The organism is Mesorhizobium sp. M9A.F.Ca.ET.002.03.1.2 (assembly GCF_003952365.1).
GTDB lineage: Bacteria > Pseudomonadota > Alphaproteobacteria > Rhizobiales > Rhizobiaceae > Mesorhizobium.
The window spans coordinates 6,154,163-6,180,444 of sequence record NZ_CP034443.1 but is presented as its reverse complement, the minus strand read 5'-3'; the positions used below and the strand labels follow the sequence as shown (position 1 = coordinate 6,180,444).

Genomic DNA, 26,282 nt, shown 5'->3' with positions numbered 1-26,282 from the left:
CTGAACGGATTCATGCGACGCGCTTTAAATTCTTATTTTCATGCATGTCGTTGTCCCAAAACCGCTGCATGCTTTCGGGCGACATGCACTGCACTCGCTCATTCGGCGGGCTTCGATCCCGATCTTCCCGGTTTCCTGACAAGGTCCCGCAACCATTTGCGATGATGCCGCCAGGCCCACCCGCCCGTCACCGAACCGCGTATCATGGCGGGAATCGTGCCTCGCACCCAGAGGGCCGAATAGAAGTGGATGATCCAGACGCCGATCATCGCAACGGCCGCGACGGCATGGATGAGCAGCGCCGCCCGCTGTTGACCGACCGTCGTGTAGGCGGAGAAATACTGATCCCAGACGACCAGACCACTTGATATCAGAATGACGATCAGGATCGACATTGCCCAGAATACCACTTTCTGGCCGGCATTGTACTTGCCGACCTCCGGCACGTTCTCCTCGTGATTGGTCAGGACGTCGCGAAAGCGTGCGAGCCAGGTCCCATCTTCGCGCTTCCACAGGTTCGCTTTCCAGAACCGGATGAAAAGCCCGAAGAAGCTGAAGAAGAGAACGACGCCGATCCACGGATGTATGAAGCGCGTGAACTGGCCGCCACCGAACAGACCTGACAGAAAGAAAAGCCTAGGGTGAAACAGCGCGAGGCCGGACAGGGCAAGCAGGATCAAGCTCGCCGCCGTGATCCAGTGATTGATCCGCGCGCCCACCGTGTACCGGTCCACCGTGACGGGCTTGCCCGGATGAACCACTCTGTCAGGCTCGACATCATGCGCTGTCATGATCGTCATTCCGCACTAGCCGTTCGGCATTCTCCTCATCCGTGTCCGAAACCCTGTTCGGCCCCATGACGAGATGGTGGAGCAGGCCGACGCCGGCCGCGACGCCAAGGACGGTCAGGCCGGCATATTTGGTGATGCCCTTCCACGCTTCCACCAGAGGACTGATCCTCGGCTCCTTCGGCAGGCCGGAATAGAGTTCGGGCTGATCGGCGTGATGCAGCACGTACATCACGTGCGTTCCGCCGACACCTGGCGGATCGTAGAGGCCGGCATTGGCATAGCCGCGCGCCTTCAGGTCGGTAATGCGGCCCTCGGCGTGCTGCTTCATCTCTTCCTTTGTGCCGAAGACGATTGCCTGGGTCGGACAGGCCTTGGCGCAGGCTGGACCCTGGCCGACGGCGACGCGGTCCGAGCAGAGCGTACATTTGTAGGCCGTATGGTCGACGCGGGAAATGCGCGGGATGTCGAAGGGGCACCCCTTGATACAGTAGCCGCAGCCGATGCAGTTCTCGTGGACGAAATCGACGATGCCGTTGGAATATTGAACGATAGCGCCGGGCGCCGGACAGGCCTTGAGGCAGCCCGGATCTTCGCAGTGCATGCAGCCATCCTTCCGGATCAGCCACTCGAGGTTGTTCGTCTCCGGGTTCTCCCACTCGCTGAAGCGCATAAGCGTGAACATGTCCGGCGTCAGGTCGGGGGGATTCTCGTATATGCCGGCGTTGACGCCGATCGCCTGATGCGTGTCGTTCCACTCGATGCAGGCTGTCTGGCAGGCCTTGCAGCCGATGCATTTCGAGACGTCGATGAGCTTGGCGACCTCCGTCAGCCGCTCGGCCGGCGCGGGTACCGTTGAGGCGGAACGGCGGACGAGATCCTTCTCCGAGAAGCGCGGCGTCACGTCCGTTACCGAAGGGTTGGCGATTGGAGGAAACATCTGCCGCCTCCCTATGCCACCGGCCCGGAGATGGGCTCGATGTTGACCAGAAACGCCTTGTATTCGGGCGTCTCGATGTTGGCGTCGCCGACATAGGGCGTCAGCATGTTCGGACCGAAGCCCTTCTTTGCCGCTCCGGTGAAGCCCCAGTGCAGTGGAATGCCGACGATGTGGACGGTCTTGCCGTCACAGGTCAGCGGCTTGATCCGCTTGGTTACCACCGCCTTCGCAGTGACCGAGCCGCGCTTGGACCAAACGCGCACCCAACCGCCTTTGGCGATACCCTTTTCGGCCGCCAGCTGTTCCGATATCTCCACAAAGAACTCCGGCTGCATCACGGCGTTGACGATGACGTGCTTGGTCCAGAAGTGGAAATGCTCGGTCAGGCGGTAGGAGGTCGCCGCATAGGGGAACTCCGCCGAGGCCGCCTCGGCGAACTGCTTGAAATCCCCTTCGAATACCCGCGCTGCCGGGTTGCCCCGCACGTTGGGCGCGACCGGATTGACGATGGGCGATTCGAACGGCTCGTAATGCGCCGGGAACGGTCCGTCCCGCATCATGCCCCGGGTGAAGAGGCGCGACACGCCTTCCGGGTTCATGATGAAAGGGCCGACCTCGCCGGGCTTCGCTGTTGGCGCGATGTCCGGGACGTCATAACCCGACCATTTCGCACCGTCCCATTCGATCACCTTGCGGTCGGGATCCCAGGCCTTCCCGTTCAAGTCGGCCGAAGCCCTGTTGTAGAGGATGCGGCGATTGGCGGGCCACGAGAACGCCCATTTCAGGTAGGCGCCCGTCTCGTCGGGATCGTCAGTGTCCCGGCGGGCCATGTTGTTGCCTTTCTCGTTGAAGCAGCCGGAATAGATCCAGCAGCCGCAGGATGTGGAGCCGTCGTCGCGCAGCGCGGCGAAGCCCGGCAACAGTTTCCCGGTCTCGGCAAGCACCTTGGTCGGATCGGCCGTGTCCGTCACCGTCGCGAGCGCCCGGCCATTGATCTCCTGGGCGATTTCCTCGGCCGTCGGATTGCCCGGATCGGCATAGGGCCAATGGAGGTTGAGGATCGGATCGGGGAAGGCGCCGCCTTCCTTGCGATAGAGTTCCTTCAGGCGAAGATGTATCTGCGCCATGATCCAGGTGTCGCGCTTGGCTTCGCCCGGCGGTGTGCCGCCGGCCCAGTGCCACTGCAGCCAACGCCCCGAATTGGTAAGCGAGCCGTCGTCTTCGGCAAAGCACGTCGACGGCAGTTCGATCACTTCGGTCTGAATTGTCGACGGATCGACGTCATTGTGCGCGCCGTGGTTCTCCCAGAACCGTGCCGTCTCGGTAGCCAATGGATCCATGACGACCAGGAGCTTGAGCTTGGAGAGCGAGGCCGTGATCTTCTGCTTGTTGGGGAACGACTGCAGCGGGTTGAAGCCTTGGCAGAGATACAGGTTCATCTTGCCCTGGTGCATCATCTCGAAGGCGCGCAGCACGTCGTAGCCCGGCACGTCGAGCTTCGGCAGGTAATCGTAGGCGAAGTCGTTTTCCGGCGTTGCCGCCGAGCCGTACATGGCCTTCTGGAAACTGACGAAGAACTTCCGGTAATTCTGCCAGTAGCTCATCTGGTTCGGCCTGAGCGGCTTGAAGCCGCGCGTCGACATATAGGCGGTGAAGTCCGGTTCCTTCTGGTTGGGCAGCGTCAGATAGCCGGGGAGGAGGTTGGACATCAGCCCGACGTCGGTCAGCCCCTGGATGTTGGAGTGGCCGCGCAACGCGTTCATGCCGCCGCCGCGAATGCCGATATTGCCGAGAATGAGCTGCAGCATCGCCATGGCGCGGATGTTCTGCGAGCCCTTGGAGTGCTGCGTCCAGCCGAGCGCGTACATCGAGGTCATCGCCTTAGTCGGCGACGAGCACTCCGCCACCATCTCGGCCACCTTCAGGAACTTGTCCTTCGGCGTGCCGCAGATGCGCTCGACCATTTCGGGCGTGTAGACCGCGACATGGTTCTTCAGCAGGTTCCAGACGCAGCGAGGATTTACCAGCGTATCATCGACGACGGCGAAACCGTCTTCGCCGATCTCGTAGTCCCAGCTCGACTTGTCGTAGTCGCGCTTCGCCTCGTCATAGCCGGAGAACAGGCCATCCTGGTAGGTGAAACCCTCCTTGACGACATAGCCGGCGTTGGTGAACGCCTTCACATACTCCCGCTGCACCTTGTCGTTTCCGATGCAATAGTTGATCAGCCCGAGCAGGAACGCGATGTCCGTGCCTTGACGGATTGGTGCATAGAGATCCGACACCGAAGCCGAGCGCGTAAAGCGCGGGTCGACGACGATGAGCTTGGCGCCACGATTGGCCTTCGCCTCGGTGACCCATTTGAAGCCGCAAGGATGGGCCTCGGCGGCATTGCCGCCCATGATCACGACAAGATCGGTGTTCCTGATGTCGGTCCAGGAATTCGTCATTGCTCCGCGGCCGAATGTTGGGGCGAGACTCGCCACCGTCGGGCCGTGTCAGACACGCGCCTGATTATCGAACACCAGCATGCCCGCGCTGCGGACCACCTTGTAGGTCTCGAACGCGGTTTCATTGGTCGTCGCCGAGGCGGCGAGGAAGCCGGTGGTAATCCATCGGTTGACCGTCACGCCGTCATTGTTCGTTGCGACGAAGTTCTGGTCGCGATCGTCCTTCATCAGACGGGCGATGCGGTCGAGCGCGTTTTCCCACGTTGTCGGCTCGAACTTGTCCGCCCCGGGCTTGCGGATCATCGGCTGTTGCAGGCGGGTCGGGGCCTTGACGAAGCCGAGCAGGGCCGAGCCCTTGGGGCACAAGGTGCCGCGGTTGGTCGGATGGTCGGTATCGCCTTCAATATGGGTGATCTCGGCCTTTTCGCCCTTCCTGAGATCGCCCTTTGAGTAGAGGATCACACCGCACGCCACCGAGCAATATGGGCAGGTGTTGCGCGTCTCGGTGGTGTTGGCGAGCTTGAATGATCGTATCGCCTTGGCATGTGCGGCTTCGATATCGCCGAAGCCGAGAGCTCCAAGCGTAGTACCGGCGAGACCCGCGCCTGCCGTCTGCAGGAACGCGCGCCGTGACAGTTCGATGTTCATTTGAACGTCCTCCCGAAGGGGATGCTCCGAAGGACATCCCGAACCAAGGGTACAAACATATTTTCGAGCCAAAACAAGACAATGTCAAAACAAATCGAAGTGTGCATTGCACTGCGGTCGCCCGATCGTTCCGCGTTTTTCACGTCGAATTATAGTTGATATATTAACTCATGTTTTAGAACGAGAGAGTGATTGACGCTTGTCCAGAGATAATCTTACAGTGCCGCGTGGTATTGGAAACGGCTCCCGCGTGCCGGGGCGCTTTTCGGACGACGGCCGACGGTGGCGCAAGCGCGCGCTCCGGGGCCGGATATTTGTCCCGCTTTCCCCCTCCCGCCAAGCGTCTTCGGACCGCCGTTTCCGCATCTGATCTCTCCGTTCCGTTCAATCGATCCCCGAACGATCGCCAGCGTGCGGCCATGGCCAGTTCCGCGATCGCGGTGCCAACCCAAGGAGGCTTGCCATGGCAATTGCCGTCTCTCCTGAAGTCGCCGACGCTCCTGTGTTCCGCCTGACCAGCCTTGCGCATGGCGGCGGCTGCGGCTGCAAGCTGGCGCCATCCGTCCTTCAGCAGCTTCTCGCGGACCAGGTCGAGGCCAATCCCTTTCGTCAGCTCCTTGTCGGCACCGAGACCGGAGACGACGCCGCCGTCTGGCAGCTTGACGACGACATTTGTGTCATCGCCACCACCGATTTCTTCATGCCCATGGTGGACGATCCGTATGATTTCGGCCGGATCGCCGCGACCAACGCGATCTCCGATGTCTATGCGATGGGCGGCCGGCCAATCATGGCGCTGGCCATTCTCGGTATGCCGCTCGACAAGATGCCGACGCATATGGTCCGAGACATTCTGAAGGGCGGCCGGGCAGTTTGCGCCACGGCCGGAATCCCGGTCGCCGGCGGCCACTCGATCGACTCGCCGGAGCCGATCTATGGTCTTGCCGTGATCGGCACATGCCGGCCCCAGGAGGTCCGGCGCAATTCGGGTGCGAGACCGGGAGACGCCTTGATCCTGACGAAGGCGCTCGGCGTCGGCATCTACTCCGCCGCCATCAAGAAGCAGGCGCTCTCGCCCGGCGGCTATGCCGAGATGATCGCCTCGACCACCCTGCTCAACCGGATTGGATCGGAGCTCGCGCAGGATGAGAGCGTCCATGCGATCACCGACGTGACCGGTTTCGGCCTGCTCGGACATGCGCTCGAGATGGCGCGCGGCTCAGGCTGTGCGCTGGTCATCCGTGATCGTGACGTTCCGCTCTTTTCCGAAGCCGCGCTGCTGGCGGAGCAAGGTTTCGTCACTGGCGCGTCACGGCGCAACTGGGCGAGCTATGGCGATGCGGTGCTCCTACCCGCCGACATGCCGGAGTGGCGGCGCCATCTTCTCACCGATCCACAGACTTCGGGCGGGCTGCTCGTCGCCTGCGAGCGCGACAAAGCGGCGGCCCTGGTCGAAAAGATTGTCGCGGACGGTTACGCATCGGCCCGCGTGATCGGCCATGCCGAGCCCGACGCGCCCGCCATAACAGTCCAGGCATGAACCGGTTAAAGCGCGTCACGGCCCTTTCAGCCTATTCACATCTCCTTTGGACCCTGTTGAACCCTTGTGCGTGAAACTTGGGAAGAGGGCAGAGAGGTCGCCCTGCCTCCTCACCCGCACCTCTCCTCCGAGACGACGAGAGGTGCTGATATGGGTGTGCGGAGTAAATCCGGCTGGCCTCCGGCCGCTTCAATCGAAGTCGATACTGATCAGGAAATCGTTCGGATAGGGGGTGCCCTTGCCGTTTTCGAGCTGTGCCTTGAGGCTGAACAGGAAGCTGGCCCATTTGGTGCTGCAGTGGTGCATGAAGTCCACGGGCTCCCGCCAGCCCTGCTGCTTGAAGCGGATGGTCGTTCCCGCGCCTTCCGGCGAGAGGTTCCAGATGACCTTGGTGCCGATCCACTCCTTCGGCCCGTCCACCACTTCCCACATCACGCGCTTTTCCGGCTCGAGCTCGAGCACCTTCATGTCGAAGAAGCCGCGGTCGCCGAACCTGAATTTGATCACGCCCCCGATCTCGGGCCGCCCCTGGGTATCGTTCGTCCACCAACTGGAAAGCCCGTCGAGGGTGGTGAGGGCGTTATAGACATCGCGAGGCGAAGCGTTGATGCCCACTCGGTGCAGAATGTCGACCATTTCGGTACTCCTTGGGTTGGCGCCGGCGTGGGACCGGTGGTCTTCACCGGGTATGAACGGGCGCGGGCTAGGTCCGTCTTGCTCACATTCCGCTCTTCGGACCGGCCGAGCGGAGTGTTTAGGGCGATCCTTCGGGTTGGCGGCGACCCGCCGCCGTCACGCTTCCGTGAATGGCCCGAAAAAACTGATCGCTCAGTTTGGTTTGATGGCTGCGGCAGACAGTCCCGTGGTCACGAAAGTCAGGCCTGCACCGATATTGATCCCAGCCACCACCAGCGGGCGGCGAAGCAGCCAATTGCTCAGGGCCGAAGCGAAGCCGCCGATGATGGAGAGACCGACGACCGCGATGACTGCGAGCCACGCACCATAGGTCATCATCTGAACCTCGACCGGCCCGCGGTCGGCACTGACGAACTGCGGAATGAACGCCAGGACAAACAAGCCGATCTTGGGGTTCAGTACGTTGGACATCAGGCCGGCCAGATAGATCGCATGCAGCGGACGCCTGGCGGCCGGCGCAAAGGTGACGAGGTTGCGGTAGAGCAGAGCCCTGGTACCCAGCCAGATCAGATAGGCCGCTCCCACCAGCTTGATCGCCAAGAATGCCATGGCGGACGTCTGGATGACCAGAGCAAGGCCGTAGGCGGCGGCGACCGTGTGGAACAGGATGCCGGTGCCGGCTCCTAATCCGGAAAGCATTGCCGCGAGGCGGCCCTGGCTCAGACCGCGCGCGATTGAGAGAACGATGTCAGGCCCAGGCGCCAGGACAATGAGGACGCTCGCAAGGGTGTAGGCCAACCAGATGTCGATCGGAAACATGGGTTTTTCCTTTGCCTGGGTTCGGGCCGCGCACCGACGTCAGCTGACGACCGCGCCGGCGGTGGGGTGCAGTTGATCCGTTGCCGGAAGGCAGGTGCCGGAATTGTCGTGGAGCGCGTCCGCCACGACGCCGGGCCGGCTAGCCGGGCGGCATCGTCTCGAATGTCTTCAGCCCAGTATCCATCTTGTCCCAGTCGAGAGCTCGGATGCTGTAGGTCAAAACGGTCGGATTGAACCGGCTCGGATCGTCAAGGCTTGCGGCATGGACCGCGATCGAGTCCGGCATGGCGGCGAACGTCACGTAGACCGGCGTACCGCAGACCGGGCAGAAGGAATGGATTTTCTCGTTCCCGCTGTCCGCCACGACGCGCCAGTCCATCGCCGTGCCGGTGATCTTCACCTCCGATCGCGACGGAAACGTCAGATAGGATTCGTGACCGGTGCCGCTTCGTTTCTGGCAATCGCGGCATTGGCAGTGGTTCTCGAAGATCGGGGCTGCCTTTGCCTCGTAGCGGACCGCGCCGCACGCGCATCCGCCGCTATAGGAAGTGCTCATGTGCTCGGTTCCCTGTTTCGGGCTCAGGCCGCCAGTTCGGACGCGCGCGGCTTTGCGAAGACATCGATCGCCCGGCCCGTTTCGAGGAAGGATTTCAGGCTGGAGAGAACGATCGGCCAACCCTTTTTGATGCCGTTCGCCATGCCGCTGCCGGCTTCGAGTTCGCCATGGGTTACGGTCAGCCGGACCATGGCCTCGTATTCCTCGAGCTCGAAGGTCACCCGGCTGTAGCTCGCCGGATCCGACGCCTGCGAAGCGTTTGCCCAGGTGATGACGAGACGGGTCGGCGGGGAGACCTCGATGACCTCGCCGACGAGTTCGACGGTCCGTTCATCATTGGCGCGGATATGCTCCCATCTCGAACCGGGCTTCCAGTCAGAGACGTTCTCGTGGCCCCAGTAGCGCCGTGCGAGGTCTGGTTTCGTTATGGCCTCGAACACCTTTCCCGGCGTCGAGACGATATAGGTCGTGTAAGTAAAGCTGATCGCTTGCTTGGTCATTGCTATGCTCCTTTTTTGTTTCACGAGGATAGCTAGACGGGGGAACCATGCTCGTGTGAGTGACAATCCTGTCGCGATTGATCGCGTCGATCGCAACGCTCGGCTGCTTGCCGGACATGGATGAACGATAAATCCCCACGCGTGGCGCGGACAGTCACAGTGAGCAGGCATCTGACATGGTACAGTGTTGTGTCTGAGCGAACTGTACCATCCAAGAAGACAGCCATCTGTATCAGTCGGCGTCGGTGGATTCGCGGTAGGTAAGGAGCATGCAAGATCAACAACCCGTCGAGATTCTGTATCTGCAGGTAGCAGAGTCGCTCGCAACGCCGATCCGCGCCGGAACGCTCGTTCGCGGCGAACGCATCCCCTCGGTGCGCGAACTGGCGCGCAGTCGCGACGTCTCTATTGGCACTGTCCTGCAGGCCTACCGGATACTGGAGGACGCACACCTGATCGAGGCGCGGCCGCGCTCGGGCTATTTCGTCGCCGCGCGGCCGCCGAGCCTCCCCGAACCTGAGACCTCAAACCCTCCGGCGGACTCAATGGCAGTGGACGTCAGTTCGCTCGCGGCGCGCGTGATGCACCTAGCGCACGATCCCCGTTACGCATCGTTTGGCGCGGCCTGTCCGGGCGCGGAGCTATTCGGGGAGGAACGGGTGCGCCGTGCGGTCAGCCGCGCCGTGCAACGCCATCGCGCCACGTTATGTCAGTACACGACCGGTTACGGCGACGAGAGCCTGCGCCGGGCAATTGCACGCCATGCGCTGCGCATGGGGTGCCGGATCGACCCGCGCGACGTCGTGGTGACAAACAGCTGCCTCGAGTCGATTACGCTGTGCCTGCGCGCGGTGACACGACCGGGCGACATCGTCGCGCTCGAATCGCCGACCCTGTTCGCTTTTCTGGAGATCCTCGAGAACCTGCATCTGCGCGCACTCGAGATTCCGACGCATCCGCGCACCGGGTTCTCGCTCGACGCCCTGCAGCTCGCCTTTGACACGCAGCCGATCAAGGCTGTGCTTGCGGTGCCCACGCTCTCCAATCCCATCGGATCGAGCATACCCCAGGCCGATCGGCGCCGCCTCGCGCAAATGGTCGCCGAACGCGGTATCCCGCTGATCGAAGATGTCCTCTACAACGACCTTGCCGAACACGAAGACCAGCGCCAGGCGGTGCGCTCGTTCGACACGACGGGGCACGTCATGATTTGCGGCTCGTTCTCCAAGACGATCGCGCCAGGGCTTCGTCTTGGCTGGGTCGACGCCGGGCGCTGGGGCGCGAAGCTTGTGCGCATGAAGGAATCGACCAGCGGCAGCCAGACGGCGATAATCGAGCGGGCGTTGGCCGATCTGCTGGCGCAGCCCGGCATCGAGGCCGGGTACCGTCAGATCCGCGCAACGATTTCGGCGCGGGTCGACGAAGCGCGTGGGCTGATCGCGCGGCACTTTCCGGAAGGAACGCGTGTCACCGATCCGAAGGGCGGTTTCATTCTGTGGCTCGAACTGCCGCGCGGCATCGATTCACTCGACCTGTTCCAGGCCTGCCTGGCCGAGAGCATCGTGATCGCCCCGGGCAAGATGTTCAGCGCCACGAGCCATTTCCGCCACTGCATTCGGCTCGGGCTCGGCGGACGGTGGGACGACGCCCACCGTCACGCCCTGCGGCGCGTGGGAGAACTGGCTGAAACTATGGCGCTGAGCAGAATTGCCGGCGAGTGACCGCTGACATGCCTGCGTGCCGAGCTGCGCCACAGCGACGAAGGTCGGCGCCGAGCCGAATGGCGTCCAATATGACAGAAGGTTGATGCATGACGCGCTGGCACCTTGCTCATGGACGGCATCTCGATCTTGGCGCGAATTCGGTGCTGATGGGGATTTTGAACGTTACGCCGGACAGTTTTTCCGACGGGGGAGAATTCGATCGGCCGGAGCGGGCGCTCCAGCAGGCCCGGCGCATGATCGGCGAGGGCGCTGCGATCATCGATGTCGGCGGCGAGTCCACCCGGCCCGCCGCCGGCGCCGTTTCGGCGCGGGAGGAACAATCGCGCATCCTCCCGGTCATCGAGGCGCTGTCGTCCGAAGGCGGCAGCCTCGTCTCGGTCGACACCTATCGGGCGGAGACGGCGCGTCTGGCGGTCGCGGCGGGCGCGCATATCGTCAACGACGTGCATGGCCTGCAGCGCGAACCCGACATCGCGCACGTTGCGGCGGAAACCGGCGCCGGCCTTGTCATCATGCACACCGGGCGCGGCCGCGAAAAACTGGCGGACGTGATCGCCGACCAGTTCCTGTTCCTGAACAGATCGCTGGAGATCGCGCGCGACGCCGGCATCGCCGACGACCGGATCGTGCTCGACCCGGGCTTCGCTTTCGCCAAGGACGGCGAGGAAAACCTTGAGCTCATGGCTCGCTTCGGCGAATTGCGCGCCCTCGGTTTTCCGTTGCTCGTCGGCACGTCACGCAAGCGCCTTGCCCGTCACCTTGTCGGCGAAAGCGATGAAGCGCGGGACGTCGGCACGGCGGCGACCAGCGTCATCCTGCGGTTGAAGGGCGCTTCGATCTTTCGCGTGCACAATGTCGCGGTCAATCGCGATGCACTGGCTTTCGCCGACGCGGTGCGCGAGCGCGAGACCGTGGAATAGAAGAGCGCGTCAGGCGGGCTCGGTCACGACGCCGATCCGCCGGTAGACGAATTGTTCGTCCTGCGAGGGAACTGCCGCGGCACGCTGGGCTTCGTCGATCAGCATTGCCATGCGCGCATGGATCGGCGATTTCGCGCAAGCCGGGTCCGTCGCGGCGGCATCGCCGGCGATCGCCATCGCCTGGCAGCGGCAGCCGCCCCAGTCGATTTCACGCCGTTCGCAGCCGCGGCAGGGCTGCTGCATCCAGTCCGTGCCGCGAAAGGCATTGAATGCCGGCGAATTGGTCCAGATCTCGGCCAGGCTGCGTGGTCCAAAACGCTCGAAGCTGAGCGACGGGATGGTTTGTGCGGCATGGCATGGCAGCACGGTGCCGTCCGGCGTCACCATGAAGGCATCGCGCGCCCAACCGCCCATGCACGGCTTGGGATAGATGGCGAAATAATCCGGTGGCACGAAATCGATGTTCATGATGCCGGTGAGCCGTTCGCGCGCCGCCGCGACGATCTCCGCCTGCCGTTCAACTGCATCACGCTCAGGCATCAGTTGATCGCGATTGGTCAGCGCCCAGCCGGCATACTGCACGTTGGCGATCTCGAGCCGCTCCGCGCCCAGCGAAAGGGCCAGATCGATGAATTCCGGCACTTCCTCGATGTTGTGGCGATGGATCGGCGCGTTGATGGTCAGCGGCAGACCGGCCGCGCGAGCGCGGCGTGCCGTCTCCAGCTTCTTTTCGTGGCCGCCCTTGTGGTTGCCGATGCGGTCGGTGGTCGCCGGCCGCGCGCCTTGAAAGCTCAGTTGCAGATGGTCGAGCCCGGCTTCGGCAAACGCCTCGATGCGGCCTTCGGCAATACCGACGCCGGCGGTGATCAGGTTGGTGTAGACGCCGCGCGCCGAAAGCCCGGCGATCAATTGCTCGAGGTCGCGGCGCAGCGTCGGTTCGCCGCCGGACAGATGGACCTGGAGAACGCCGAGATCGGCGGCCTGTGAGAACAGGTCGAGCCAGGTCTGCGTATCGAGTTCGCGATTGGCTTTCAGCAGTTCGAGCGGATTGGAGCAATAAGGGCATTGCAGCGGGCAGCGATGCGTCAGTTCCGCCAGCATGCCGATTGGAGGGAGAAGGGGCTCGCTCATAGCTTGACCAGAAGCTTGTCCGACCATTCCTGCAGAAAGGCGATGACGTCGGCCGCCACGGCGTCCTGTTCGGCGTCATAATCCGCGGCAAGATCGGCAATGATGTGGCCGACCGTGGACCGTCCGTCGCAGCGGCGCAATATATCGAGACTGATGTCGTTCGGCCAGAACACCTTTTCCGGCGAAAGCACGGCGAACGCCTGCCGCACGGGGTCGTACTGTATGCGCACGTGCTGCGGCAGCGATGGCACCGATCGCGGCGACACCAAGGCTCTTTCGCGCAGTGCCATCATCGGGCTGCCTCCGGACGGAAGGCGCCAGGCGGGATGTTTCCCGGCTCGCCATAGGCGTGTTGAAGCGCGTCGAGCATGGCCCATAGTATATCGCATTTGAACACCAGTGCATCGATCGCCTGCTGCTGGCGTTCCGCCGTGTCGGCATGGCCAAGCACGTAGGCGAGCGCGAAGTCGGCGTCGCGCGAGGCCTGTTCGGGCCGTCGCTTGAAATAAGCCAGCGTATCCTCGGTGATGTAATCATATTTGGCCAGCATCGCCGGCACCCGCTCGCCGATGATGACCGGCGAGAACATCTCGGTCAGCGACGACGCGACCGCCTCGAACAGCGTCCGGTTGGTGCAGAAGGAGAGGTAGGCGCCGACCGCGAAACGCGTCGCCGGCAGGGCCAGCCTTTCGCTCTTCACCGCATCGGCATCGAGACCGAGCGAGGTCGCCAGATGCAGCCAGCGCGCGATCCCGCCGCTCCAGCCGTCCTCGCCGTCATGGTCCTCGATGCGTTTGCGCCAGGCGGCACGAAACGCCGGGTCCTCGGCTCGTGCCAAGATCATGGCATCCTTGCGCGGGATGACAGCCTGGTAGCAGTAGCGGTTCAGTGCCCAGGCCTGCATCTCGGCCCTCGACAGCGCGCCGCTGGTCATCCTGTGATGGAAAGGATGGCGGTTGTGATAGCGTTCGGCACCGACCTGCCGCAGCACGGCTTCGAGTTCGCTGGAGGACAGGCCGTTTCTGGCCGCGTCGTGAAAATCACTCAAAATTCCATCTCCATGCCATCGCGGGCGATTTCCCAGCCAGCCGCTTTGACCGCTTCGTGTTCGGCGGAATTCTCGTCGAGAACAGGATTGGTGTTGTTGATGTGGACGAAGACGCGGCGGCCGATCTTCACATCGGCCAGGCCGGCGATCGAACCGGCGTCTCCCGACATCGCCAGATGCCCCATGCGCGCACCGGTTTTCTGGCCGACGCCGGCAGTAACCATCTCGTCGTCGGTGTAGACCGTGCCGTCGAACAGGAGGCAGGCGGCATCGGCCAGGCGCGTGCGCAGGGCCGCATCGATGCGCGCGCAGCCCGGGATATAGAAGACGGAGCCGCGGCTGCCGGCGCCGGCGATGCGGACGCCGATCGTGTCGCCGGAATCGGAGCTGAAATTGGCATCCGGCTGGCCCCTTTCCTCGAGATAGAGCGCTATCTTCCCGGGCACGGGAAAGCTCTCGACAGTCACGCCCGTATCATGACCGTCCGCATCGCAGATCGTCAGCTCCGTCGCTGGCGGCAGGGTGCGTCGCGGCACGAGCGCCGGATCGAGAACATTGAAAATCGAATTCGCCTCCAGCGTCGCCAGAACCTGCGTCGTCGCATAGATAGCGAAGGGCTGCCGCTCACGCAGGCTGAGCAGGCCGGCGACATGATCGACATCGGCATTGGTCAGCACCACCGCGCGGATAGGCGTCGAACGCGGCGGCGCGTCGTACGCGGGCTGCAATTCAGGCGTTTGCGCAATCTGCTGGCGAATATCGGGCGAGGCGTTGAAGAGAACCCAGCCGGCCCCATCCGCTGACGCGGCGACGCTTGATTGGGTTCGTGAATACACGCCAGCCGTCCCGGTGCGTGCCGCGCGGCTCAGGCGATAGTTGCAGTTCCATTGCGGGAAGCCGCCGCCTGCTGCGGAGCCGATGATCTTCAAGCGCATTACAATACCCGCCCTGCGGCTTGTTCAACCAGCAGGAAATTTTCGACGGCGAATGACTGCGCGCCCGCATCGAACGCGTAAAGGCCTTTCACCAAGACGTCACGCGGCAAGGGCAGTGCGTGTCCCCGTTGCCAGGGACACGCACCTCTGCGGGCTACTTCTTGGGAGGAATTTCTGCAGGCAGATACCGCGAAATTTCGAAGCCCGCAGCAACCTGGCACATGGTCGGTTTCGTCCAGCTCTTCTTCATGGCATTTCTCCTCTTCTACCACCCCGAAGGGCGATCTTTTTCTCAGTCAACCATTGCTGGGCACCATTGCAATGGCTCGTCCATCACGTCTCAAATGGACAAATGAAACAATAGGTTCTGAAAAGTCGAAAAATAAGACGATCGAAATAACAATGCTTATGCTCAATTGCTGATCACGTAAGGCTTCTTCTCCTCCAGCGGAAGGTTTGCACCTTCCCATCCATCGGCGCCGGGCGGATACCAGATCACCGAACTGTAGCCCCATTCGATAGCCCGTTTGGCGGCATTCCAGGACATCCAGCAATTCGTCATGCAGTAGAACACGATTGCGCGCGACCTGTCGGCCTCGGCCGCGAGGCCCTGGCGAAAATAGCTGGCGGTCTCCTCGGAGATAGCGCCGTAGCCGACATTGGCCAGCCAGATGCTGCCAGGGATGTCCTTTCTGGTCGTCTCTCTCCAAATCGTTCCTGCCGGCAGATTGGCCGGCTTCGGCGTGTTCGGCATGACGTCGAAGAACACGGCCTTCTTCTGCCGCCACAGCGCCTCCGCTTCCGCCGTCGTCACCACCCTGGCGCCTTGCAGCGTCTGCGGCACCGGCGCCCGATATTCGTCCATCCGGTAGCCGCCGGGTTCGGCGATATCGCCGGCCCACATCGGTTCGGTCAGACCCAGAAGGCTCGCCGCGACCAGCAAAATCGTCTCCTTTCCCTTCATTACCGGTTTCGTCATTGCGTGATCGGATTGTCGTGTTCGTCGATCAGCGGCACATTGTAGTCGAGCAGGATCCTGTTGATCTCCGCCTGGTTTTCCCTGATCACCCGGTTGAGCGTCCGTTTCCATTCCTGGTCGGATGGACGCACGCCCATGGTGATGCGGTAGGACATGCGCGAGCCGGACTTTTCCTTCACCAGCGGAACGATGGTGAGATCGGCGCCGAGTTCCTTGGCATAGTAGCCCGCCATCGGCCCCCAGATGATCGCCGCGTCGATCTTGCCGGCGAGCATGTCCTTGATCATGACCTCCCCCATGGAAGGGGAGAGGCGCGTATCCACCGCCAGCGGATAGATTTTGGCCGTTCGCAAGAGCTTGTTGGCGGCCATGTTGGCCGTCGGCGGCGTGCTTTCGACGACGCCGATCCTCTTGCCGGTGAGTTTCGGATCCTCGATCGTCTCGACGCCTTCCATGTCGTTGCCCTTCGGGTGCACCAGCACATAGGAGGAGCGATAGTAGGCGTTGGTGTTCTGCACCAGTTCATCGCCCTGGGCATAGCCCATGACGATGTCGCAGCGGTTGGCCGCCAGCGTGTTGCGCACGAAGCCGGCGACAATAGGAAACCATGTGTAGGCGACGGACTTCCGACCGGTTTTCGCGGCAACCAGTTCGGCCAGCTTGTTTTCGAAGCCTTCGCCGCTCTGGTCGGTGAAGGGCATGTTCGAAGGATCAGCGCAGACGCGTAGAATGTCGGGGTCGACTAGTTCTCCCGCGGCACCAAGGCCGGCGCCCTGCGCCAGGGCGTTCGAAGGCAGCAAGGCGAATGCGCCGAGGATCGGCAGGACAAAGCGCAGCTTCGATGCATCGCGGCTGATCATGTCATCCACCCATACAGGATGCCTCGGCATCCTTCGCGGCCTGTGGCTTGTCTGCTTTCTTCGGCGGCCTGCCGCGGGGCGCCGCACCGTCGGCGCGGGCACGCAGATAGACATAGAGATCGTCCATGTAGCAATAGACGTTCTTGTTGTCGCCAAAGGCAGGCATGACATTCTCCTTGCCGCCGCCGACATTCTTGCGGCCTTCGGCGACGATCGAGAGAAACGTGGGATAATCCATGGTTTTCAGGCTGTTGACCAGGCCCGGCGCATAGGTCGAACCTGTGCCGTCCTGTCCGTGACAGACATGGCAGTCGGAGTGATACCGGCGGTAACCGCTGAACGTGTACCAATCCACGGTGCCGTTTTCGATCTTGTAGGTCGGATTTCCTTCCGCATCCAAATACTTGCCGTCTTCTTCCGTCACCGCCTTGGCTTTTTCCGCGCTGTCCTGGGCTTGTGCGAGACTTGCGCTCGCCAGGGGCAGCAGGACCAGGGCGAGAGCGGAAATTACAATGCGAACAGACATTCAAACTCTTTCTTCATTTGCCACGGACACGGGTTTTGCTGTCGTCAAGCGGCATTGATCGGTGTTTTGGATGCGCGGCGAAATCGAGAGCCCGGTCCTGGCTTCCCGGTGATCCGGGCTCTCGTCTTTCAAGCCTTGGTCTTTGCAAGACCTGAGGCGTGCCTAAGGTTCCCGGTATCAGTCCGGGAGGCCGAAGACGGTGAGCTGGCCGCCCAGCGTCGTGTAGTCGGCAAGCGCTGCGTAGCCGCCGACCGCTCCCAGACCAGCGGTTCCAACGACCGCGGCCTCGTCGCCTTGCGCACGGCCCTGATCGACGGCGCCATGCCAGGCAGCGGCGTTATCGGGCGAAAGCAGTCCGCCTGCCAGACCGATACCGGCCCATCCGCCGACGCCGGACAGAACGGCGATGTACTGCTTGCCGTCATGCTCGTACGCCGTGATGTTGCCGATGATGCCGGACGGGGTCTTGAACTTGTAGAGTTCCTTGCCGTCATGGTCGACCGCCTTGATGTAACCTTCGAGCGTGCCGTAGAAGACGACATCGCCGTCGGTTGCCAGCGCGCCCGACCACACCGAGAACTGCTCGGGCTTCGACCAGACGATCTCGCCCTTGGCCGCATCCCAGGCAATGAAGTTGCCCATGTTGCCGTCGCCGCCGGGTGGAGGATACATCGACACGGTGGCGCCCACATAAGGCTGGCCTGCGGTGTAGCTTACCTTGTAAGGCTCATAGTCCATGCAGACATGGTTTGTCGGCACGTAGAACAGCCCGGTTTTCGGCGAATATGCCGCCGGCTGCTGGTCCTTGGTTCCAAGCGCCGCCGGGCAGACGCCCGTCGTGTTGGTGTCTTCGCCATTCTGCTGGGTCGAATATTTGGCCACGACCTGCGGGCGGCCATACTGGTCGCTGTTGGGGTCCATGTTGACTTCCGTCGCCCAGTTCACTGCCGGATCGTATTTCTTGGCGACGAGAAGTTCGCCAGTGGCGCGATCCATCGTGTAGGCAAAGCCATTGCGGTCGAAATGCACCAGCACGTCGTGCTTGGCGCCGCCGACCTCCATGCCATCGACGAGAATCATCTCGTTGATGCCGTCAAAGTCCCACTCGTCATGCGGGGTCATCTGGTAGAGCCATTTGGCAACACCGGTATCAGCGTCGCGGGCCATGATCGTCATCGACCAGCGATTGTCGCCGGGGCGCTGGACCGGGTTCCACGTCGAGGGATTGCCGGTACCGTAGTAAACCAGGTTCAGCTTGGGATCATAGGAATACCATCCCCATGTCGTGCCGCCGCCTGTCTTCCACTGCTCGCCTTCCCAGGTGTTCGTGCCGGAATCCTTTCCGACAGGCTTGCCGAGATGGGTGGTCTTTTCGGGATCGATCAGGGTGTCTGCGTCCGGACCTTCCGAATAGGCTTTCCAGGCGAGCTTGCCGTCCGACAGATTGTAGGCGGCCAACCAGCCGCGAACGCCGAATTCAGCGCCGGAGACGCCGACGAGCACCTTGTCCTTGACGACTACGGGCGCCGACGTGCCGGATTCACCCTTTCCGCCGTCGGTCTGCTCGCCGTTCTTGACCGACCAGACGACCTTGCCGGTCTTGGCATCGAGCGCGACGACGGTGGTGTCGGCCTGGTTGAGAATGATCTTGCCGTCACCATAGGCGACGCCACGGTTGACCGTGTCGCAGCACATGATCCCGATGACATTCGGGTCTTGCTTGGGTTCGTATTTCCAGAGGATCTTTCCATCATTGTTGAGATCGAGAGCGTAGACGGTGTTCGGGAACGGCGCGTGGACATACATCACATCGCCGATGATCAGCGGCCCGCCTTCATGGCCGCGCAGCACGCCGGTGGAGAAGCTCCACTTGACCTGCAGGTTCTTCACATTGTCCTTGGTGATCTGGTTAAGCTTGGAAAAGCGGGTGTTGGCGTAGTCACCCGTCTGCATCACCCAGTCCTTGGGGTTTTCGGCCATTTTCATCAGCTCTTCATTGGCCGATGCCATGTGGACCGCGCCGAACGACAAGAGCGCCGCGGTCGTTAGTAGGTAGGCAGTTTTCGCAATTACACGCATCAAAGTCCTCCCAGGGTTCACAATGACGAATCGTCCGTTGAGCCCACGAGGGCTTGCCCAAGCGATTCATGTGGGGGAAGTATTTCCGGCAGCGTGTCACGACCTAAGCCAGATGAGCAGAGGGCACCGTTACTGCCCATCCCACTTGGCCTACGAAAGACTGTCGCCGCTCCCTAATGACGGTGACGCCCTTGAAGCCGGAAACAGGATGAAGCTATGTCATCCCCAGGCGGAAGGCAAGAAAAATCACTTCCGTCCATGCTGCACTGCAATATAGAGAAATAGATACGAAAAAAATCATACATAAAGCTATTGATCGACTGCGATCGAAGCCGGATTTATATAAGTCGGCCAATTTTGCGTATTTTTTTGGCAGAATGTATTGATTTTTAGTTAGGAATATTCATTTGATCGTGCGACCTCAAGTATGCGCCCGTCGCTCCGGGTGCCGATAGTGAGGGCGGCATGAAATGAACGCCAGCACCAGGATTCGGAGCGGATGATCGTGCTGTCGGGGAGGCCTTTTGCCGGCCGGAACGGCACTGCTCCTTTGGTACTATACCGTGAGCGTGAGAGCTTGACTGGCCTGGCGGCAGGGAGCCAACTGATACGGCGATCTGTCTCGATCCGTCGGGCTCGATCCATCATCACGTCCAGGCCAATCGGAGGGTTCCCCATGATCAGATATGCCGGCTTGTCGACCTTGCCGCTGTTGCTTGTATCGGCTCTGGCCTTCGCCAATCCGGCCGGCGCCGCCGGAGACTACCCGACAGCCACGGTCGTCGACTATGTGCTCGGCTGCATGCAGACGAACGGCCGCACACGCCAGGCGCTGGAGAGCTGTTCCTGCTCGATCGACGTCATCGCCTCGATCCTTCCCTTCGACCATTATGAAAAGGCCGAGACCTTCAAGAGCATGTCCTTGACGATGGGGGAGCGTTCGGGACTGTTTCGTGAAAGCGCGCCGGCAAGAGCCGCCGGCACGGAACTGAAGCGCGCGCAGGCGGAAGCCGACGTGCGCTGCTTTTAGAGCGCCCGCCAGGCGGCGACTGCTTCAGAGCCCGGTAGCCTCCAGCGGCCATTGATCGCGAAATACCTTGCCATCCGTATCGATCGCTTCGACCTGGATTTCGCCATTGCCGTGCGCCTTGAAATCGAACCGGAAATTGGGGTCTTCCGAAATCGATATTCCGCCTTCCATCGAGAGGATCGGCTGGTCCGCCTGCGAGATCGACAGTTTCTGAACAAAATGCGCGGGGATGAAATACTGGGTCAGCGGATTCCGCTGCAGGCCCGAATTGTTCGGGTGCCGGATCATCAACTGCAATTCCTGCGCCTTTGTCATCGTCTCTTGAGGCGGGAATTGGCGCAGCTTCATCTGCCCCATCGTCGCTCTCGCCTCGTCCTGATTCTTGACCGCCGGAGCGGAGCATCCGCCCGACGCCTTGACGAAGGTCTGGGCCATGTGAAGTTCGCCGCCCTGTGTCTCCGCAATGGCGCGCAAATAGGAATAGTCGTTGACGCGCACGCGCGTCGACAGATGCGTCACGCCGGCGTCCTTGCCGATCTGGAACGCCGCCGCCACCGGTGCCGGATTGACGTCGATGATCAAGGTGACGGACTTGATGCCGTCGGGCGCCTTGTCGGGGTCGATGTAGATGTCGACGGGGACGATGGCGGCATCCTGCGCCCGCTTCGGCGCCTCGATCCTGACGACGCCGGTATCGATCAGAATTGCCCGATCGCCGAATACGTCGCCTTTCAAATCCTGCCAGATACTGTCCGAAGATGCGGTCGTTTGCTGCGCGTCGGCGGCCCCGGAGGAGCCAAGGAACGTGCCGACGGCCAGGATGATCGCGGCGAAGATGGCTGCGAGCGGCAAGGCAGGCTGCCGGCTCCGGTAAGCGTGGTCTTGCATTTCGATGCCTCCACCAATGTCAGAGAGGTGGTGCCCAGGCTGGTGTTGAGGATAAGCCTTTGACGATGCGTTGGCAAATCGATCCACCTGATCACGTCTGGCGGTGAAAATCTAACGTTTGGTACCCGAGGCGAGATTCCGCTTCCGACCCAAGCGGAAGTTCGCCTGGCCCGGCTGAGCGCACGCCCATGACCCAATCCTGCCCTCCCTGGGAGGAGTTCTACGGCAAGCGACAACGCCTTTTCCGGACGTTGCCGGTGAACCGTGGCATCGCCGCAAGGGCTTTTCCATTTGGTCGATGTTCACCGGAACATTGCTTTGAGGTTGTCCCACCAGCCGGGCTCGGATTCTGCCGGTTTCCGGATGTTGTTGGTGAGGCCGTTGATGTAGAGGACCATGTTGAGCGGGTCGAAGCGCATGCCGTGGAATTTGGCGGCGAAGCGTCCGCCTCGATCGATGATGTGCGTGACCATGCCGTGCATCTGCTGCCCGCCGTCGAGTGGTTCGAAGCGGACATTGTATTCCTCCGAGAGTTTTCGGGTGGTGTCTTCCGGCTGGCCCGGATTTGTCGTCAGGAACATCCAGTTGCGGGCGTCCAGTCGATGCAGCGGGCCGTAGCCCTCGAGCACCTCTCGCGTGTCCCTGGCCGGGTCCGTCGTGACCGTCAGGAACTGCACCATGTCCTTCATCGGGGTATCGTTGACCTTCTTCTGAACCTCGGCAATCAACTCCGAATGCAGCGGACAGAAGTCCGTGCAACTGGCAAAGATGAAATTCAGCACCACGATCTTGTCGGAAAAGTCGGAAAGCCGCACCATCTTGCCGCCGGCATCCGCCAGTTCGAACGGCGGCGCGGCGGGCTCGTCAATCACCTGGAAGAATTTCTCCTCGCTGCCCATCATCTCGTCGAGATCGGCACCCGGATGGTGGGCGACTGCCGGGGCCGCAAACGTCAACGCCAGGGATAGGACCACAAGCGACGTTTTCATGGACGATGCTTTCCGGTTGGGGAGGGGTTCGTGGCTCGGATTTGAACTGGTCTCACGGTGTCTTCTCCCGGCGGCTCATCTTCGCCTGATAGGTGCGTTCCCGCTCGGGCCATGTACTCTTGATGAAGGCGAGGGACAGCCCGGATCTCTTCGTCGGTGAGGACTTTCCCGAAGCCCGGCATGTCGCTCTGGTAGCCGCCGCCGACGACCGCGGCCGGTCCTTCCTTGGTGATGCGGAAGAGCACGCCGTCCGGATGATGCCAGGTGTGGCCGGAGACATCGTGCGGTGGCGCCGGCATCCGACCCGAGGGCATCGGCCTTTTCCAGTCGCGCTGCCCTTCGAGGCTCACGCCATGGCAGGTGGCGCAGCGCTCGGCATAGACCGTCTTGCCGAGCGCTGTCGCTGCGGTCGAGGCGCCGCCCATCCAGTCGGCGAGCCAAGGCCAGGCCAATCCAAGACCTGCCGCGGCCATGCCGAGCGTCGACAAAAGGACCGCCGTCCTTCTCATTTGCCGCCGCTGAAGAACAGGTACTTGATCAGTGCGGCGGCCCCGAGGACGAGCACAATCACGGCAAGCAGCCATGCGAAGCTCATGCCCCACATCATCATTCCGCTCGTGCCTTCCATCATCGCAGCCTCCTATTCCTTGGCGTAGACGCCGCCGGTCCCGCCAGACTTCCGGATTTCGAGAATCTCGAACGGGCCCTCTTTCGTACCGCTCATGCCAGGGGAGCCCATCGGCATGCCGGGCAGCGTCACGCCCTTGATGTCGGGACGCTCGGTCAACAGCTTGTTGACCGTGCCGACCGGCACATGGCCGCTCACCGCATAGCCGTCGATGAAGGCGAGATGGCAGCCCTCGGCTTCCACCGGAATGCCCGCTTCCCGGCTCATAGCGGAAAGGTCGTGCGTCGGCTTGACGGTAACCGCGAAGCCGTTTTCCCTGAGATAGTCGGCATAGCCTTCGCAGCAGCCGCATTGCGGGTTTTTATAGAGCGTGACGTCCTTTTCGCCGGCGAGCGCCGGACCGGCGCCGGAGAGCAAAGACGCAAGTGCGAGAGCTTTCAGAATATTGGACATGTTTTTCTCCTTTCGGGTTTCCGGGCGATCAGGCGATGCGGACGACAGCCATCATGCCGCCGGCCTGGTGTTCGAGAACGTGGCAGTGGAACATCCAGTCTCCGGGATTGTCGGCGACGAAGGCGATCTCGACCTTCTCGCGCGGCGATACCAGCACCGTGTCCTGCCATTCGCGGTGGCGGTTGGGCTGGCCGTTGCGGGAAATGACGCGGAACGAATGGCCGTGCAGATGGATCGGATGATGCCAGGCCGTCGCGTTGGTCATGGCGATGACATGGCTCTTGTTCCACGCAAGCGTCATCGCCGGCTTCATGTCGTGGCTGGCCTCGTCGGCGGCGATGCCGTTGATGAACCAGGCGGTGCCGGAGTTCATCGCCTGCATCATCCCCGTCATCGATTTCATGTCGCGCACCGTGCCGCCCGGCGCACCCGCGCCCATGCTTTCACCCATATCCTGAGCCACCATCTCGCCCATCATGCCGCCGTTGAAGACGACCTCGTTGCGCGACGCGGTTTCGAGGTCCGGCTCCGGCAGCGGATTGGCCGGCAGCACAAGCGGCCAGTCGGGCACGCGTTCCCTGAGCGGGCTCCCGGCATGAACGAAATCGACCAACCGGTATTCCAGTCCCTCATAGAACCGGTCGAAGATCGAAACCCGGCTGCCGGGTTTGCCCGTCATGTCAAGGATTAGGTCGGCGCGCATGGCCGGGCCGAGCACCACTCGCCCGCCATCTGGAACATGCGGCGCGACCGGCTGGCCGTCGAGCGCGATGACGACCGGCTGTAGGCCGGTGAAGTCGGGGCTGAAGATGCGTGCATTGGCGCCGTTGATCAGCCGCAGCCGAATGCGCTCCCCCGGGCTGACGGAGAAGGTATCAGGCACGCGGCCGTTGATGGTGACCGCGTTGCCGACGCGGCCATTGTGGTGAATGTCGTGCATGTTGCCGAAATCCTCGCTGACGGCGCCCGATTTCGTCAGCCGCCAGTCGCCGAGCACCCAGGTCACATCGCGGTCGACCCGCACCGGCTCGCGTTCCTCGATAATCAGCGGACCGTAAAGCCCACGCCCGACCTGCTCGAAGCTCCGCTGGTGCGGATGGTACCAGAAGGTGCCGGCGTCGACCGCGTCGAATTCATAGACGAAGCGCTCTCCGGTCCCGATCGGCTTCTGGGTGAGGTGCGGAACGCCGTCCATGGTGTGCGGCACACGCACGCCATGCCAGTGCACGGTCGTTTCCTCGGCAAGGCCGTTCTCGACTTCGACCCGCAGCCGGTCGCCCTGCCGGACGCGGATCTCGGGACCGGGAGCAGTCCCGTTATAGCACCAGGCAGAAATCTCGCCGGATGGTTCGGGTAGAAGCCGCGCACGGCCCGGCGCTGCCCGCAACCGGATCTCGCGCACGGCCGCGGCGATGGCCGGCGATTGTCGGGACAAGGGCAGCATCGCACCTACCGCGCCTGCGGCGGCCGATGTGAGAAAAGCTCGACGCGTCAGCGCCGGTGAATAGAATCTGGACATGGTTCAACCATCCTGAAAGTCGGTCGTTGGCATAACGGCGCCGAAGCGGCTGATGCGCATCGTGACCACGGGCGGTACGATGTGCCCGCGGTCGTTGCACCGGCGATCGGGCAAACCCGGCCGGCGTCAGCTACAGGATGATGATTCGAGGAGGAGAGAGATCGGGCGGGCCGGTGTGGCCGACCAATTCCTCCAGCGGTGAGGTCGCAATTTCGGCTGCCACAAAGGAAAGCTCGACACTGACCGGCGCAGGAATTGCGACAAACGGCGCCAGACAGGCTTGGCCGCAAGCCGGGGTTTTACCGCTATTGTCGGGAGGACAGGCATCGCAATCGCCCATGTCTCCGTCGTCCATCGCGACCGGAGACATCGCCAGCGACATGCTTGTGGCATTCGCCGCATGCGCAACCGTGCCCGCTGCGAAGACCACGAGCAGGACAATTGCAAGAATGCGGGAAAGGCTTTCCATCAGGGCTCATACTATCCCGTTTCCCTCGCGTGTCCAGATACGGACAGTCGCAGCCTCAACGTCGCGAATCACCCGAAGTCCTGTAGTAGGCCCGCAATTGTTGAAGGTCCGCTCGTGGCGCTCCTTGCTCGTTCCGGTCGACGAGACGTACGGCAGGAAACCACCAAAGCGGTATTTCGTCTCGGGTACCACTCCATCAGATTTTCACCACTAGCGCTTGTCGGTGTGAGCTATTCCCATTCGAGTTCGGCAAAAGCGGCCGTTGCATTGCGCTCGTTGTACTCGTCGAACAGATGCCAATTGCCCCGTTCGCTTCGGCCGGCGGTCTTGACGGCCTCGCTGAGCGGCATCCCGTCGGCGATCGCCTTGCGAATATCGTGCGCCAGAGCCTCGAAATAGTGCCGCTCCGCCGTCAGCGCCCGCGGCCAGTCGGTGGGCACCGGGCCATGACCTGGCACGACGCGCGCGGCGCCGATCGCGGCGAGCGCATCCATCTGGCGGAGCCAGCCGAGCAGCGATCCGTCGAGCGTCGGCAAGGAACCCACGAAAACGAGATCGCCGGCAAACAGCGTGCCGGTCGCGCCGTCGAAGACGGTCAGGTCGTTGTCGGTGTGAGCCGCCTTCCACGCCTGCAATTCGAGCACGCGTCCACCGAGGTCGAGTTGCAGGCGATCGTCGACCAGACTGGTCGGCGGCACGATCTCGATCCCTTTCATGAGCGCGTCGCCGATCTGTTCGCGAAAGCTCTGCAGGTAGAACGTGCCGCGCGCCTCGAGTGCGCGCGGCAGATTGTGGTGGCCGACGATGGTCGCGCCGATCCCCCGGAACGCCGCGTTGCCGAAGATGTGGTCGGGGTGCATGTGGGTGTTGATCAGGTAGCGAACCGGCTTGGCAGTCATCTTGCCGATCGCGCCGATGAAGGCGTGCGCCTCGACCAGACTGCCGCCGCTGTCGATGACGGCAACGGCGTCGGTCCCGACGACGGCGCCCAGGTTCGAGATCGCGCCCTGGTTGGCGGCACTCATCAATTCGTCCACGCCCTGGAAAGCGAAGACGCCGTCGGCGACATTCCTGACCTTGAACTCAAGGCTGCCGGCAGCGGCGAGAGCGGCCCGCCCGAGGCAACAGGGCAGCACCGCGGCGCTGGCCGCGGTGCAGGCGAAGCCATTCACAAGCTTGCGTCGTACCCTGTCGATCGGCATGGCTATCCCTCGATATGCATTGCTA

The 26,282-nt window shown here is 62.3% G+C and carries 27 protein-coding genes; 4 read left to right on the top strand and 23 right to left on the bottom strand.

Going from position 1 to position 26,282, the window contains the following annotated elements; translation table 11 throughout:
• Window positions 1-98: 98 nt before the first annotated feature.
• The 3 genes from EJ066_RS30045 to fdnG are packed head-to-tail and all read right to left on the bottom strand — an operon-like array spanning window position 99 to window position 4,826.
• Window positions 99-800: a formate dehydrogenase subunit gamma gene (locus EJ066_RS30045; RefSeq protein ID WP_189644400.1), complete on the bottom strand. Its 702-nt coding sequence runs from the start codon at window positions 798-800 to the stop codon at window positions 99-101.
• Window positions 778-1,728: a formate dehydrogenase subunit beta gene (gene fdxH / locus EJ066_RS30040; protein ID WP_126043500.1), complete on the bottom strand. Its 951-nt coding sequence runs from the start codon at window positions 1,726-1,728 to the stop codon at window positions 778-780. The genes EJ066_RS30045 and fdxH overlap by 23 nt, the downstream gene beginning before the upstream one ends.
• Window positions 1,729-1,739: 11 nt before the next feature.
• The gene (gene fdnG, locus EJ066_RS30035; protein WP_145964715.1) at window positions 1,740-4,826 is read right to left on the bottom strand and encodes a formate dehydrogenase-N subunit alpha; all 3,087 of its coding nucleotides are present in this window, start codon (window positions 4,824-4,826) and stop codon (window positions 1,740-1,742) included.
• A gap of 463 nt (window positions 4,827-5,289) precedes the next feature.
• Between fdnG and selD the strand changes: the two genes are divergently transcribed.
• A complete protein-coding gene (gene selD / locus EJ066_RS30025) occupies window positions 5,290-6,366 on the top strand; it encodes a selenide, water dikinase SelD (RefSeq protein ID WP_126043497.1) in 1,077 nt (358 codons plus the stop codon).
• 189 nt (window positions 6,367-6,555) lie between these two features.
• Here the strand turns inward: selD and EJ066_RS30020 are convergent, their stop codons facing one another.
• The 4 genes from EJ066_RS30020 to EJ066_RS30005 form a co-directional block, all read right to left on the bottom strand.
• Window positions 6,556-7,002: an SRPBCC domain-containing protein gene (locus tag EJ066_RS30020; RefSeq protein ID WP_126043496.1), complete on the bottom strand. Its 447-nt coding sequence runs from the start codon at window positions 7,000-7,002 to the stop codon at window positions 6,556-6,558.
• A 192-nt stretch (window positions 7,003-7,194) separates the two neighbouring features.
• Window positions 7,195-7,821 (bottom strand): LysE family translocator, encoded by a 627-nt coding sequence (locus EJ066_RS30015; RefSeq protein WP_126043495.1) that lies wholly within the window; start codon window positions 7,819-7,821, stop codon window positions 7,195-7,197.
• Between the two features lie 139 nt (window positions 7,822-7,960).
• Entirely contained in the window at window positions 7,961-8,377 is a 417-nt protein-coding gene (locus EJ066_RS30010; RefSeq protein ID WP_126043494.1) for a GFA family protein, read from the bottom strand.
• Between the two features lie 23 nt (window positions 8,378-8,400).
• On the bottom strand, window positions 8,401-8,877 hold the full coding sequence (locus tag EJ066_RS30005; RefSeq protein WP_126043493.1) for an SRPBCC family protein: 477 nt from the start codon (window positions 8,875-8,877) through the stop codon (window positions 8,401-8,403).
• Window positions 8,878-9,146: 269 nt separating this feature from the next.
• On the opposite strand from EJ066_RS30005, the gene EJ066_RS30000 reads away from it, so the two are divergent.
• Together EJ066_RS30000 and folP are read left to right on the top strand one after the other, a co-directional pair.
• The gene (locus EJ066_RS30000; RefSeq protein ID WP_126043492.1) at window positions 9,147-10,598 is read left to right on the top strand and encodes a PLP-dependent aminotransferase family protein; all 1,452 of its coding nucleotides are present in this window, start codon (window positions 9,147-9,149) and stop codon (window positions 10,596-10,598) included.
• 89 nt (window positions 10,599-10,687) lie between these two features.
• A complete protein-coding gene (gene folP, locus EJ066_RS29995) occupies window positions 10,688-11,521 on the top strand; it encodes a dihydropteroate synthase (protein WP_126043491.1) in 834 nt (277 codons plus the stop codon).
• A 9-nt stretch (window positions 11,522-11,530) separates the two neighbouring features.
• On the opposite strand, the gene pqqE is transcribed toward folP, so the two are convergent.
• The 8 genes from pqqE to EJ066_RS29950 form a co-directional block, all read right to left on the bottom strand.
• Window positions 11,531-12,652 carry a pyrroloquinoline quinone biosynthesis protein PqqE gene (gene pqqE / locus EJ066_RS29990; RefSeq protein ID WP_126043490.1) on the bottom strand — a complete coding sequence of 374 codons (1,122 nt, stop codon included), beginning with the start codon at window positions 12,650-12,652 and terminating at the stop codon, window positions 11,531-11,533.
• The gene (gene pqqD, locus EJ066_RS29985) at window positions 12,649-12,945 is read right to left on the bottom strand and encodes a pyrroloquinoline quinone biosynthesis peptide chaperone PqqD (RefSeq protein WP_126043489.1); all 297 of its coding nucleotides are present in this window, start codon (window positions 12,943-12,945) and stop codon (window positions 12,649-12,651) included. The genes pqqE and pqqD overlap by 4 nt, the downstream gene beginning before the upstream one ends.
• Window positions 12,942-13,700: a pyrroloquinoline-quinone synthase PqqC gene (gene pqqC, locus EJ066_RS29980; protein ID WP_126043488.1), complete on the bottom strand. Its 759-nt coding sequence runs from the start codon at window positions 13,698-13,700 to the stop codon at window positions 12,942-12,944. The genes pqqD and pqqC overlap by 4 nt, the downstream gene beginning before the upstream one ends.
• Window positions 13,697-14,635: a pyrroloquinoline quinone biosynthesis protein PqqB gene (gene pqqB / locus EJ066_RS29975; protein WP_126043487.1), complete on the bottom strand. Its 939-nt coding sequence runs from the start codon at window positions 14,633-14,635 to the stop codon at window positions 13,697-13,699. The genes pqqC and pqqB overlap by 4 nt, the downstream gene beginning before the upstream one ends.
• 412 nt (window positions 14,636-15,047) lie before the next feature.
• Complete coding sequence (locus tag EJ066_RS29965; protein ID WP_126044109.1) at window positions 15,048-15,599, bottom strand: PQQ-dependent catabolism-associated CXXCW motif protein; 552 nt, start codon at window positions 15,597-15,599, stop codon at window positions 15,048-15,050.
• Between the two features lie 11 nt (window positions 15,600-15,610).
• Window positions 15,611-16,474, bottom strand: coding sequence for a substrate-binding domain-containing protein (locus tag EJ066_RS29960; protein WP_245455035.1), 864 nt, complete (start codon window positions 16,472-16,474; stop codon window positions 15,611-15,613).
• Window position 16,475: 1 nt separating this feature from the next.
• Window positions 16,476-17,000: a c-type cytochrome, methanol metabolism-related gene (locus tag EJ066_RS29955; protein WP_126043485.1), complete on the bottom strand. Its 525-nt coding sequence runs from the start codon at window positions 16,998-17,000 to the stop codon at window positions 16,476-16,478.
• 177 nt (window positions 17,001-17,177) lie between these two features.
• Complete coding sequence (locus tag EJ066_RS29950; RefSeq protein WP_126043484.1) at window positions 17,178-19,079, bottom strand: methanol/ethanol family PQQ-dependent dehydrogenase; 1,902 nt, start codon at window positions 19,077-19,079, stop codon at window positions 17,178-17,180.
• Window positions 19,080-19,755: 676 nt separating this feature from the next.
• On the opposite strand from EJ066_RS29950, the gene EJ066_RS29945 reads away from it, so the two are divergent.
• A complete protein-coding gene (locus EJ066_RS29945; protein WP_126043483.1) occupies window positions 19,756-20,109 on the top strand; it encodes a hypothetical protein in 354 nt (117 codons plus the stop codon).
• 24 nt (window positions 20,110-20,133) lie between these two features.
• Here the strand turns inward: EJ066_RS29945 and EJ066_RS29940 are convergent, their stop codons facing one another.
• The 8 genes from EJ066_RS29940 to EJ066_RS29910 form a co-directional block, all read right to left on the bottom strand.
• Window positions 20,134-20,997 carry a quinoprotein dehydrogenase-associated SoxYZ-like carrier gene (locus tag EJ066_RS29940; protein WP_126043482.1) on the bottom strand — a complete coding sequence of 288 codons (864 nt, stop codon included), beginning with the start codon at window positions 20,995-20,997 and terminating at the stop codon, window positions 20,134-20,136.
• Between the two features lie 302 nt (window positions 20,998-21,299).
• The gene (locus EJ066_RS29935) at window positions 21,300-21,986 is read right to left on the bottom strand and encodes an SCO family protein (RefSeq protein ID WP_126043481.1); all 687 of its coding nucleotides are present in this window, start codon (window positions 21,984-21,986) and stop codon (window positions 21,300-21,302) included.
• On the bottom strand, window positions 21,983-22,495 hold the full coding sequence (locus EJ066_RS29930; protein ID WP_245455034.1) for a c-type cytochrome: 513 nt from the start codon (window positions 22,493-22,495) through the stop codon (window positions 21,983-21,985). The genes EJ066_RS29935 and EJ066_RS29930 overlap by 4 nt, the downstream gene beginning before the upstream one ends.
• Entirely contained in the window at window positions 22,492-22,617 is a 126-nt protein-coding gene (locus tag EJ066_RS32495; protein ID WP_281035445.1) for a hypothetical protein, read from the bottom strand. The genes EJ066_RS29930 and EJ066_RS32495 overlap by 4 nt, the downstream gene beginning before the upstream one ends.
• 9 nt (window positions 22,618-22,626) lie before the next feature.
• Window positions 22,627-23,067, bottom strand: coding sequence for a DUF411 domain-containing protein (locus tag EJ066_RS29925; protein WP_126043480.1), 441 nt, complete (start codon window positions 23,065-23,067; stop codon window positions 22,627-22,629).
• Window positions 23,068-23,095: 28 nt separating this feature from the next.
• Window positions 23,096-24,586, bottom strand: a complete 1,491-nt coding sequence (locus tag EJ066_RS29920) for a multicopper oxidase family protein (RefSeq protein WP_126043479.1) — start codon at window positions 24,584-24,586, stop codon at window positions 23,096-23,098.
• Window positions 24,587-24,716: 130 nt separating this feature from the next.
• Window positions 24,717-25,055: a hypothetical protein gene (locus EJ066_RS29915; protein ID WP_126043478.1), complete on the bottom strand. Its 339-nt coding sequence runs from the start codon at window positions 25,053-25,055 to the stop codon at window positions 24,717-24,719.
• A gap of 230 nt (window positions 25,056-25,285) precedes the next feature.
• Entirely contained in the window at window positions 25,286-26,257 is a 972-nt protein-coding gene (locus EJ066_RS29910; protein WP_126043477.1) for a quinoprotein relay system zinc metallohydrolase 2, read from the bottom strand.
• Window positions 26,258-26,282: the final 25 nt, after the last annotated feature.